The following is an 11,131-nucleotide window of genomic DNA, read 5'->3' as shown; positions in this document are numbered from 1 at the left end:
TCCACCCAGCAAGCTGGGCATCATCGTTCGACTTGCATGTGTTAAGCACGCCGCCAGCGTTCGTCCTGAGCCAGGATCAAACTCTCCGTAAAAAATTACAACCAACACCGAAGTGCCAGCGAGTTGATTCTGACTGTTGACTGTCTACTGACAATCTTCAATCCAAAAGGAATTGTCTCCGAACCCACCAGAAAAACTGGTGAGTCACGGGGTCAATAAATTGGCATTGACAATGTGCACGCTGTTGAGTTCTCAAGGACCAGACGCACTCCCCGCTCGGCACCCGAAGGATGCTCCACCAGAGAGGCTTTCGTTCTTGGTTGTCACCGGTCAGACCGAAGCCTGCGTCGGACCCGGAGGCCCTGTGGCTCATCCCGAGGGAGAGAACCGGTGGAGTAGTCATCCTAGGCGTCGAAGCGATCCAGCGCAAGGCCGGTTCGAACTTCAGTGGAGGATGGTCCCGCTTGAGGGCCGGCGTGCTCTGGGCTTTCGCTCCAGCCGCTCCGCCGCACCTTTGGGGTGACGAGTAAGAACTATACGCAGCGTTCGGCGGGTGCGCCAAGACGCCCCACATCCCGGGCGTGTCGCGTTCTGCAACACGGGGCCCGAACGCAGCGGTGCCCGGCTCCCACCAGGGGAACCGGGCACCGACGGACGTCGACGATCAGGAGAGCGTGACGCCCGCGAGGGTCTTCTTGCCACGGCGGAGCACGAGCACTCCCCCGGGCAGGGCGAGGTCGGACAGCGGGGTCGTCGGGTCCTCGGCGCGGGTGTTGTTCACGTACACGCCGCCCTGGTCGATCGCTCGACGCGCTTCGCCGAGGGACTTCACCAGCTCGGTGTCGACGAGTGCCCGCGCCACGTCGGCATCGCCGGCCAGGGTCACGGACCCGGGCAGCTCCGCGATCGCCGAGCGCAGGGTCGCGGTGTCGAGCGCCCCCAGGTCACCGTTGCCGAAGAGCGCGGCGGAAGCGTCGATCGCCGCCTGCGTCGCCTCGGCGCCGTGCACGATCGTGGTCACCTCGACGGCCAGGGTGCGTTGGGCTTCTCGGCGGAAGGGCTCGTCGGCCACCGCCCGCTCGAGCCGTTCGACCTCGGCCCGGGACAGGAACGTGAACTGCCGCAAGCGCGGGATCACGTCGGCGTCCGACGTGTTGAGCCAGAACTGGTAGAAGGCGTACGGCGACGTCATCTCCGGGTCGAGCCAGATGGCGTTGCCCTCGCTCTTGCCGAACTTCGTGCCGTCCGAGTTCGTGATGAGGGGCGTCCCCAGCGCGTGGACCGACTCGCCCTCGGTGCGCCGGATCAGTTCCGTGCCCGAGGTGAGGTTGCCCCACTGGTCGGAACCACCGGTCTGCAGCGTGCACCCGTACTGCAGGAAGAGCTCGCGGTAATCGAGTCCCTGCAGGATCTGGTAGCTGAACTCCGTGTAGCTGATCCCCGCGTCCGAGTTGAGGCGCGCGGCGACGGCGTCCTTCTTCAGCATCGAGTTGACGCGGAAGTACTTGCCGATGTCGCGGAGGAAGTCGATCGCGGACAGCGGTGCCGTCCAGTCGAGGTTGTTCACCAGCCGGACGCCGTTGTCCCCGTCCGGGCTGAGGAAGCGCGACACCTGCCCCTGCAGTCGGGTCACCCACTCGGCGACCGTCTCCGGGGTGTTCAGGGTGCGCTCGGCGGTCGGACGCGGATCGCCGATGAGTCCGGTCGATCCGCCCACCAGCGCGAGCGGCCGGTGACCGGCCAGCTGGATCCGCCGCATCGTCAGGAGCTGCAGGAGGTTACCGCAGTGCAGCGACGCCGCGGTCGGGTCGAAGCCGCAGTAGTACGTGATCGGCTCGCCGTCGAGGGCCTTCTGCAGTGCGGTCTCGTCGGTCGAGACGTGCACCAGGTCGCGCCAGCGCAGTTCGTCCCAGACCGAGTCGAAGGTCGGGTCGTTCTGCTGGCGCGTCAGGACATCGTGAGCGGCTTCACTGGACACCCCGCCATCGTAGCGGCGCGGGCAGGCCTGGAGGCGCGGTGCGGCTCCGTCAGTCCAGGGCACCCTTGTGCCGTCGGTACGTCGAGACGGTCGGGTCGCCCGTCAACCAGAAGCGCCAGGGGAACCGCGCCCCGCCGGCGATGCCGCCGACGCCGGTGCGCGGTCCACGCGAGATCCGCGGGACCGGACCGGTCCCGCGGGAGCCGGGGAGGGTCTCGAGCAGGAGTTCCTCGACGACGCGGGCCGGACCGGCGGAGGCGAGCCGCGCCTCCAGGCCGGGTGCCAGCGTCAGCACGTACGGACCGGAGCCGTCGAGGAGTGCCGTGCCGTCGTCCGCACCGAGCACCGCACCCAGCGCGCCGCCGAGGTTGCCGGGTCCACGCGCCAGGGCGACGTCCGATACGGACGGGCCGCGGCGCTCGCGAGCCGTCTCGACACCCGCCACGACCTCTGCGCCGCGCAGCAGCGAACCGGAGGACGTCCCCTCCGGCGCACTGACGACGTTCACACAGGTGTGGATGCCGTACGACCGGTAGGCGTACAGGGTCCCCGGCGGACCGAACAGGTGTCGGTTGCGCGGCGTCGGCCCGCGGTGACCGTGCGAGCCGGGGTCGGTGGGACCGGAGTACGCCTCGACCTCGGTGATGCGGAGCGTCACGCCCTTGCCCGCGATCGTCGCACCGAGCAGCGCCGGTGCGGACACCGGGGCCGGCTCGGTGAGGAGCGCGAGGACGGGGTCGGTCATCGCGTGAAGGGCGCGCCCTCTGCCAGGTCGTGCACGCGACGGGTGAGCGCGGCGAGCTGCTCGGCCACCCGGTCGGGTGCCGTGCCGCCGACACCGGCACGTGACGCGACGCTGCCCTCGATGGTGAGGACGGCGCGGACCTCCGGCGTCAGGTGCTCGGACACCGAGCGGTACTCGTCGTCGGACGGCTGGTCGAGCTCGAGGCCACGCTCCTCGCAGAACCGGACGAGCGCACCGGAGATCTCGTGCGCGTCACGGAACGGGACGCCCTGCCGCACCAGCCACTCGGCGACGTCCGTCGCGAGGGAGAAGCCCTGCGGGGCGAGCTCGGCCATCCGGTCGGTGTCGAAGGACAGCGTCGCGACCATGCCGGTGAAGGCGGGCAGGAGCACCTCGAGCTGGGCGACGGAGTCGAAGACGGGCTCCTTGTCCTCCTGCAGGTCGCGGTTGTAGGCCAACGGCAGGCCCTTGAGCGTCGCCAGGAGGCCGGTCAGGTTGCCGATCAGCCGACCGGACTTGCCACGGGCGAGTTCGGCGATGTCCGGGTTCTTCTTCTGCGGCATGATGCTCGACCCGGTCGAGAACGCGTCGTGCAGCCGGACGAAGCCGAACTCCTTCGTGTTCCAGAGGATCACCTCTTCGGCCAGGCGCGACACGTCGATGCCGATCTGCGCGAGGACGAACGCGAACTCCGCCACCACGTCGCGGGCGGCCGTCGCGTCGATCGAGTTGTCCGCCGGCCGCGCGAAGCCGAGCTCGCGGGCGATCGCCGCCGGGTCGAGTCCGAGCGAGCTGCCCGCCAGCGCGCCGGCGCCGTACGGGCTCACGCTCGCACGGTCCGCCCAGTCGCGGAGCCGTTCGAGGTCACGGACGAGCGGCCAGGCGTGCGCCAGGAGGTGGTGGGCGAGGAGGACCGGCTGTGCGTGCTGCAGGTGCGTGCGGCCCGGCATGATCGCGCCGGGGTGCTCGTTGGCCTGCTGGCTCAGCGCGTCCACCAGGTCGATCACGAGCCGGCCGATGCGTCGGCCGTGGTCGAGCATGTGCATCCGGCCGAGGGTCGCGATCTGGTCGTTGCGACTGCGCCCGGCGCGGAGCTTGCCACCGAGCTCGGGGCCGACGTCCGCGATGAGGAGCCGCTCGAGGGCGCCGTGGACGTCCTCGTCGCCGTCGTCCGGCACGAGGGTGCGGTCGGCGTGGGCTGCCTCGAGCCGGTCCAGCCCGGCCAGCATCCGCTCGAGCTCGTCCTCGGTGAGGTACCCGGCGGTGTGCAGCGCCCGGGCGTGCGCTCGGGAGCCAGCGATGTCGTAGGGGGCGAGCTGCCAGTCGAACTGCGTCGACCGGGACAGCGCGGCGAGCTCGGCGCTCGGGCCGTCGGCGAAGCGGCCACCCCAGAGGGCGCCGGTGTTGGTGGCGTCGGTCTTGGCAGCGGGCTGGTTCGCGTCGGTCATGTCTCGCTCTGCTCGTTCGTCGTGGTGTCGTGGTGGGGCGGTTGTCGTGCGGGGCGTTTCGTCGTGGTGGGGCGGTTGTCGTGCGGTCAGTTGGCGCGGTCGCGGCGGGCGGCGATGCGGCTCGGCAGCGCCCAGATGTCGGTGAACCCCTTGGCCTGCGACTGGTCGAACGCGTCACCGGTGTCGTACGTGGCGAGTTCGAAGTCGTAGAGGCTCTGGCTCGACCGGCGCCCCGTGACCACCGCCCGCCCGGCGTGCAGCTGCAGCCGGACGTCGCCGGACACGTGCAGCTGGGTGTGGTCGATGAAGGCGTCGAGGCTCCGCTTGAGTCCGCCGAACCACAGCCCGTCGTACACGAGGTCCGCCCACTCGGCCTCGACGTGCCGCTTGTACCGGTTCACGTCGCGCTCGAGCGTCAGGCTCTCGAGTTCCTCGTGCGCGGCGATGAGCGCGACGGCGGCCGGCGCCTCGTACACCTCGCGCGACTTGATGCCGACGACGCGGTCCTCCACCACGTCGATGCGCCCGACGCCGTGCTTGCCGGCCAGCGCGTTCAGCTCCTGCACGATCCGCAGCACGCTGAAGCGCTGCCCGTCGATGGCGACCGGCACGCCCTGCTCGAACGTGATCGTCACCTCGTCCGGGTCCCGCGGGACCGTCGGGTCCTGCGTGTACGCGTAGAGGTCCTCGGTCGGAGCGTTCCACGGATCCTCGAGCGGCCCGGTCTCCACCGCACGCCCCCACACGTTCTGGTCGATCGAGACGTGCCGGTCGCCCGACGAGGGCTCCTCGATGGGCAGCCCGTGCTCGGTCGCGTACGCGATCGCCGCATCGCGACCGAGCGCGAGATCCCGTACCGGGGCGAGGCTCGTCAGTTCGGGGGCGATCGCGGCGACGGCAGCCTCGAACCGGACCTGGTCGTTGCCCTTGCCGGTGCAGCCGTGCGCGATGCTGTCCGCGCCGAGCTGCTTCGCCGTCAGGGCCAGGTGCTTCGCGATGAGCGGTCGGCTCAGGGCGGAGACCAGCGGGTAGCGCTTCTGGTGGAGGGCGTTCGCCTTCAGTGCGGGGGCGATGTGGTCGTCGGCGAACTCGTCCTTCGCGTCGACCACGATCGCCTCGACGGCGCCGCAGTCGAGCGCACGCTGCCGGACGACCCCGAGGTCCTCGCCGCCCTGGCCGACGTCGACCACGAGCGCGACGACGTCCTTGCCCGTGGCGTCGCGCAGCCGACCGATCCCGACGGAGGTGTCGAGGCCGCCGGAGTACGCGAGGACGACGCGGTCTGCCACTTCGGACTCCGGGTCAGACGCCCGCGGCGCCGACGGTCGCGTTCGCGGCGCCGGTCGCGGCGCCGGCGCCGTTCGGGGCGCCGGTCGCGTTGGCGGCGAGGAGCCAGCCGAGGAGGGCCTTCTGCGCGTGCAGACGGTTCTCCGCCTCGTCCCAGATGATGCTGCGCGGGCCGTCGATGACCTCGGCGGTGACCTCGAAGCCACGGTCCGCCGGCAGGCAGTGCATGAACACCGCGTCGTCGGCGGCGTGCGCCATCAGGGCGTCGTCCACGCGGTAGCCGTTGAAGGTGTCGAGGCGCGCCTGCTTCTCGTCCTCTTTCCCCATCGACACCCAGGTGTCGGTGACGACGACGTCAGCACCGGCGACCGCGGCCACGGGGTCCGTGACGACCAGGACGGACCCGCCGGTCTCGGCTGCGCGACGCTCGGCGTCGGTGACGACCTGCGCCGCGGGTGAGAACTCGGCGGGGGCGGCGACCCGGACGTGCATGCCCGCGGTCGCACCGGCGAGGAGGTACGACTGCGCCATGTTGCTCGCCCCGTCGCCGATGAAGGCCACGGTCTGGCCGGCGAGGGTCCCGCGGTGCTCACGGATGGTCAGCAGGTCGGCGAGGAGCTGGCACGGGTGGAAGTCGTCGGAGAGCGCGTTCACCACGGGGACGCTGGTGTTCGCGGCCATCTCCTCGAGGCCCGCCTGACCGTAGGTGCGCCAGACGATCGCCGACACCATGCGCTCGAGCACGCGGGCGGTGTCCGTCGGGGTCTCCTTGCCGCCGAGCTGGCTGTTCGCCGTCGAGATGATGAGCGGACTGCCGCCGAGGTCGGAGATGCCGACGTGGAAGGACACCCGGGTGCGCGTCGACGACTTGTCGAAGATCACCGCGACGCTCTGCGGTCCGGCGAGGGGCTTCGCACCCCAGCGGTCGGCCTTCATCTCGGCCGCGAGGTCGAGGATGGCGGACTGTTCTGCCTGGCTGAGGTCGTCGTCGCGGAGGAAGTGGCGGGTCATGCGGTGGTCTCCTGGGCGGCAGCGACGGCCGCGAGGCTCTGGGCGAGGATCGACACGAACTCGTCGATCTCGGCGTCGGACACGATGAGCGGCGGCGCGATGCGCAGGCTCGACTCGTTCGGGGCGTTGATGATGAGACCGCGCCCGAGCGCATCGGCGCTGATCGCGGCCGCGACGGGGCCGGCGAGGCCCACGCCGATGAGGAGGCCCGTGCCGCGGACCTCTTCGACGAGCGGGGACCCCAGCGCGGCGATGCCGGCCCGGATCCGCTCGCCCTTCGTGACGGCGCCCGCCACGAGGTCGGCCCGCTCGATCTCGGCGAGCACGGCGTTCGCCACGCGGGTGCCGAGGGGGTTGCCGCCGAACGTCGACCCGTGCTGACCGGCCGAGAAGAGGTCCGATGCCCAGCCGAACGTCACGAGCGCGCCGATCGGGAACCCGCCGGCGATGCCCTTGGCGACGGTGACCGCGTCGGGCTCGAAGCCGTGGCCCTGGAAGGCGAACCAGTTGCCCGTCCGGCCGACGCCGGTCTGGATCTCGTCGAGGACGAGCAGTGCGCCGTGCTCCTCGGTGAGGCGTCGGGCGGTCTGCAGGAACCCCTCGGGCAGGTCGACGACGCCGGCCTCGCCCTTGATCGGCTCGATGAAGAGCGCGGCGACGGTGTCGTCGATGGACTCCTCGAGCGCCGCGACGGTGGAGTCGATGTGCTCGACGCCCGGGACCATCGGCCGGAAGTCCTCTTGCAGGGCGGGCTTGCCGGTGAGCGCGAGCGCGCCCATCGTGCGGCCGTGGAAGCCCTGCTTCAGCGCGAGGATGCGGGTCTTCCGGCCGTCCGCACCCTTGTTGAGACGGGCGAGCTTGAACGCGGCCTCGTTCGCCTCGGCACCGGAGTTGCCGAAGTACACGCGGCCGGTGTCACCGGCGCCGGTGATGCGCTTCAGGCGCTCGGCGAGCTCGAGCTGCGGCGGTGTCGCGAAGTAGTTCGACACGTGCACGAGCTTCGCGGCCTGGTCCGAGATCGCCTCCACGAGCGCGGGGTGGGCGTGCCCGAGGGAGTTCACGGCGATGCCGGCGAGGAAGTCGAGGTACTCGTTGCCCTCGACGTCCCAGACCCGGCAGCCCTGACCACGTTCGAGCATGATCTTCGGCGGCGTCAGGGATCGCATGAGCGACGCCCCGAACCGGTCGTTCCAGGTCTCGGTCTGCGTCTCGGTGCTCACTGCGCGTGTCCTTCCTCAGCGGTGCTGACTTCCTCAGCTGTGCTGGCTTGCTCGGTCGTGCTGGCTTCGTGGCGTCCGCCGGTGCTCGGGCGGCCGGCGCCCAGTCCGGCGGTGCTCGTCGGCGACGCGACGCGTCGGCCGATCTCGGCGTGGGTCATCTGGTTCTCGGTGCGACGACTCGGGTCCGGGATCACCTCGGTGCCCGCGCCCCGCAGGGTGAAGACCTCGAGCAGGATCGAGTGCGGGATCCGGCCGTCGATGATGGTGGCGCCGCCGACCCCGCCGACCACGGCGTCGAGGCACGCGGTCATCTTCGGGATCATGCCCGACTCGAGGGAGGGCAGCAGCTCGCGGAGTTCCTCGACCGCGATGAGGTCGACGATCGAGTCGCGGTCCGGCCAGTTGCGGTAGAGGCCCGGGACGTCGGTGAGCATCATGAGCTTCGACGCCTTGAGGGCGATCGCGAGCGCACCCGCGGCGGCGTCGGCGTTCACGTTGAGTGCCTGGTCGGGGTGGGCGTCGTCGATGGCGATGCTCGAGACGACCGGGATGCGGCCGGCCTCGATCGCGGCGAGGACGCCGGACGGGTCGACGTGCGTGATGTCACCGACGTGCCCGAGGTCGAAGTGCTCGCCGTCCACGACGACGCCCTTCTTCTCGCCGGTGAACAGGGACCCGCCGTCGCCGAACACGCCGACGGCCAGACCGTCGCCGTGCTCGTTCACCAAGTCGACGATCTCGCGGTTGACCTCGCCCGCGAGGACGTCACGGACGACCGTGATCGCCTCGGTCGTGGTGACGCGGTAGCCGCCCCGGAACTCGGACTCGATGCCCTGTTCCTTGAGCGCGGCGGAGATCTGCGGGCCGCCACCGTGCACCACGACCGGGTGCAGGCCGGCGTACCGGAGGTACACCATGTCCTCGGCGAAGGCGCGCTTGAGGTCCTCGTTGATCATCGCGTTGCCGCCGAACTTGACGACGACGATCTTGCCGGAGAACCGCTTCAGCCACGGCAGGGACTCGATGAGCGTCGCGGCCTTGACCGCCGCGAGCTCGTGCTCTTCTTGCTTCGTCAGGTCGCTCATCAGCTGGAGTACGCGCTGTTCTCGTGCACGTAGTCGTGCGTGAGGTCGTTCGTGAGGATCGTCGCCGCGTACGGACCGACGCCGAGGTCGATCAGGACGTGCGTGTCGCGCGGGGTCAGGTCGACGCTGTCGCTCGGCTGGTCCGGCGCACCGGCGTGGCAGACGCGGACCCCGTTCATCGAGACGTCGACGGCGTACGGGTCGAACTCGGCGTCGGTCGTGCCGATCGCCGCGAGCACCCGGCCCCAGTTCGGGTCGTTGCCGAACACGGCCGCCTTGAACAGGTTGTTCCGCGCCACGCTCCGGCCGACGGTGACGGCGTCGTCCTCGCTGGCGGCGTTCACGACCGAGATCGCGATGTCGTGGCTCGCGCCCTCGGCGTCCTGCTGCAGCTGGCGCGCGAGGTCGGCGCACACGGCGGTCAGGGCCTCCTGGAAGTCGCCGACCTCTGGTGTGACGCCGCTCGCGCCGGAGGACATCAGCACGACGGTGTCGTTCGTCGACATGCAGCCGTCGGAGTCGACGCGGTCGAAGGTCACCCGGGTCGCCGCGCGCAGCGCCTGGTCGAGCTCGTCCGCGGTGAGGACGGCGTCGGTGGTGATCACCACGAGCATCGTCGCGAGTCCGGGCGCGAGCATGCCGGCACCCTTCGCCATCCCGCCGACGGTCCAGCCGTCCTCGGTCACGGCGGACTGCTTCGCCCGGGTGTCGGTGGTCATGATCGCCGTGGCGGCGTCGGGGCCGCCGTCGTCGGACAGCGCGCCGGCCGTCAGCGAGACACCCGCGAGCACGCCGTCGCGGAAGGTCTGGTCGCCGACGCCGATCAGCCCGGTGGAGCAGACGACGACTTCGCCCGCGCCGATCCCGAGGGCCTCGCCCACGGCCTCGGCCGTCATGTGCGTGGTCTGGAACCCGAACGGGCCGGTGAAGCAGTTCGCGCCGCCGGAGTTGAGGAACACGGCCTTCGCGACGCCGTCGCCGACGACCTGGCGGGACCAGATCACGGGGTGCGCCTGCGCACGGTTGCTGGTGAACACCGCGGCCACGGCCGCGGACGGGCCGTCGTTCACGACGAGGGCGACGTCGGGCTTGCCGCTCGTCTTGAGTCCGGCGGTCGCGCCGGCAGCGCGGAAGCCCGCTGCCGCGGTGACGCCCTGGAGGCCCGGTTCGGCCTGGTCGGAACCGGTCACGTCGGTCTCGGTCACGGTGCCACCCCGTCCATGCTGAGGCCGAGGGTCTCCGGGAAGCCCAGGGCGATGTTGGTCGACTGCACGGCGGCGCCCGCCGTGCCCTTCGCCAGGTTGTCGAGTGCGGTCACCGCGACGACGCGGCCTGCGGCCTCGTCGACGGCGATGCCGATCAGCGCCGTGTTGGCGCCGATGGTGTCGGCCACCCGGGGGAACTCTCCCTCGGGCAGCAGGTGCACGAAGGGTTCGTCGGCGTAGGCCTGCTCCCATGCGAGGCGGACGTCACGTGCGCTGACACCGGGCGCGAGCTTCGCCGTCGTCGTCGCGAGGATGCCGCGGGACATCGGGACGAGGACCGGCGTGAACGAGATCGTCACGTCCGAGGCGCCGGCGACCGCGAGGTTCTGCTGGATCTCCGGGATGTGCCGGTGCTTCCCGCCGACCGCGTAGGCGCTGGCGGACCCCATGATCTCGGACGCCAGGTAGGTCGTCGCGAGCTTCTTGCCGGCGCCGCTCGGGCCGACGCTCAGCACGGCGACGATGTCGTCCGACTCGACCAGCCCGGCCTGGATGCCCGGCTGGATGCCGAGCGTCACCGCGGTGACGTTGCAGCCGGGCACGGCGATCCGCTTCGTGCCGACGAGCGACGCGCGCTGCCGACCCTGTGCCTCGATGTCGTCGACGTCGCGCCACTCCTCCGCCGAACCCGGCGTCGGGGCCGCGTGCAGCAGTTCCGGCAGGCCGTAGGTCCAGGCGCCGTGGTAGTCGCCGCCGTAGAACGCTTCCCAGGCGGCGGGGTCGGTCAGCCGGTGGTCCGCTCCGCAGTCGACGACGAGGGCGTCGTCGCCGAGCTCGGCGGTGATGGCCCCGGACTGCCCGTGCGGCAGCGCGAGGAAGACCACGTCGTGCCCGCGCAGGTTCTCCGCCGTCGTCTCGACGAGGGTCAGGTGCGACAGCGAGCGGAGGTGCGGCTGCGTCGCGATGAGCGGCTGTCCGGCGTTCGAGAACGCCGTCACCGTCCTGACGTCGAACTCGGGATGAGCGGAGAGCACGCGCAGGAGCTCACCGCCCGCGTAGCCGGAGGCTCCCGCCACGGCGACGGATACGGACATGGGATTCCACCTTTGGTCGGACTGGTCGTCGAGAGAGTCGGAGGCGGCGACCCCGGGC

9 protein-coding genes and 1 rRNA gene are annotated in these 11,131 nt (G+C 70.8%); all 10 read right to left on the bottom strand.

Translation table 11 applies throughout. The features are described 5' to 3' along the window. A 16S ribosomal RNA gene (locus EDF64_RS14905) occupies nt 1-92 on the bottom strand; the annotation flags it as partial. 572 nt (nt 93-664) lie between these two features. Then, nucleotides 665-1,978, bottom strand: coding sequence for a tyrosine--tRNA ligase (tyrS, locus tag EDF64_RS14900; RefSeq protein ID WP_133520747.1), 1,314 nt, complete (start codon nt 1,976-1,978; stop codon nt 665-667). A gap of 49 nt (nt 1,979-2,027) precedes the next feature. After that, nucleotides 2,028-2,723, bottom strand: coding sequence for a DNA-3-methyladenine glycosylase (locus EDF64_RS14895; RefSeq protein WP_133520746.1), 696 nt, complete (start codon nt 2,721-2,723; stop codon nt 2,028-2,030). Then, entirely contained in the window at nt 2,720-4,171 is a 1,452-nt protein-coding gene (gene argH, locus EDF64_RS14890) for an argininosuccinate lyase (RefSeq protein WP_133520745.1), read from the bottom strand. Before argH ends, EDF64_RS14895 begins: the two co-directional genes overlap by 4 nt. An 86-nt stretch (nt 4,172-4,257) precedes the next feature. Continuing rightward, nucleotides 4,258-5,460: an argininosuccinate synthase gene (locus tag EDF64_RS14885; RefSeq protein WP_133520744.1), complete on the bottom strand. Its 1,203-nt coding sequence runs from the start codon at nt 5,458-5,460 to the stop codon at nt 4,258-4,260. A 13-nt stretch (nt 5,461-5,473) separates the two neighbouring features. After that, entirely contained in the window at nt 5,474-6,469 is a 996-nt protein-coding gene (argF, locus tag EDF64_RS14880; protein ID WP_166645754.1) for an ornithine carbamoyltransferase, read from the bottom strand. After that, entirely contained in the window at nt 6,466-7,689 is a 1,224-nt protein-coding gene (locus tag EDF64_RS14875; protein ID WP_133520743.1) for an acetylornithine transaminase, read from the bottom strand. Before EDF64_RS14875 ends, argF begins: the two co-directional genes overlap by 4 nt. Beyond that, the gene (gene argB / locus EDF64_RS14870) at nt 7,686-8,774 is read right to left on the bottom strand and encodes an acetylglutamate kinase (RefSeq protein ID WP_243736410.1); all 1,089 of its coding nucleotides are present in this window, start codon (nt 8,772-8,774) and stop codon (nt 7,686-7,688) included. The genes EDF64_RS14875 and argB overlap by 4 nt, the downstream gene beginning before the upstream one ends. Then, nucleotides 8,774-9,979: a bifunctional glutamate N-acetyltransferase/amino-acid acetyltransferase ArgJ gene (argJ, locus tag EDF64_RS14865; protein WP_243736409.1), complete on the bottom strand. Its 1,206-nt coding sequence runs from the start codon at nt 9,977-9,979 to the stop codon at nt 8,774-8,776. The genes argB and argJ overlap by 1 nt, the downstream gene beginning before the upstream one ends. After that, nucleotides 9,976-11,073: an N-acetyl-gamma-glutamyl-phosphate reductase gene (locus EDF64_RS14860; RefSeq protein WP_133520742.1), complete on the bottom strand. Its 1,098-nt coding sequence runs from the start codon at nt 11,071-11,073 to the stop codon at nt 9,976-9,978. Before EDF64_RS14860 ends, argJ begins: the two co-directional genes overlap by 4 nt. Nucleotides 11,074-11,131 lie beyond the last annotated feature (58 nt).

It is taken from the genome of Curtobacterium flaccumfaciens, from assembly GCF_004361695.1.
In the GTDB taxonomy this organism is placed as follows: domain Bacteria; phylum Actinomycetota; class Actinomycetes; order Actinomycetales; family Microbacteriaceae; genus Curtobacterium; species Curtobacterium flaccumfaciens_B.
The sequence above is the reverse complement of the archived record's forward strand: the minus strand, read 5'-3'. Positions and strand labels throughout refer to the sequence as shown.

Bases quoted from the DNA above. Each gene is read 5' to 3' on its own strand.
- argB (WP_243736410.1), bottom strand. From the start codon at position 8,774: ATGAGCGACCTGACGAAGCAAGAAGAGCACGAGCTCGCGGCGGTCAAG.
- argH (WP_133520745.1), bottom strand. From the start codon at position 4,171: ATGACCGACGCGAACCAGCCCGCTGCCAAGACCGACGCCACCAACACC.
- EDF64_RS14895 (WP_133520746.1), bottom strand. From the start codon at position 2,723: ATGACCGACCCCGTCCTCGCGCTCCTCACCGAGCCGGCCCCGGTGTCC.
- EDF64_RS14860 (WP_133520742.1), bottom strand. From the start codon at position 11,073: ATGTCCGTATCCGTCGCCGTGGCGGGAGCCTCCGGCTACGCGGGCGGT.
- argF (WP_166645754.1), bottom strand. From the start codon at position 6,469: ATGACCCGCCACTTCCTCCGCGACGACGACCTCAGCCAGGCAGAACAG.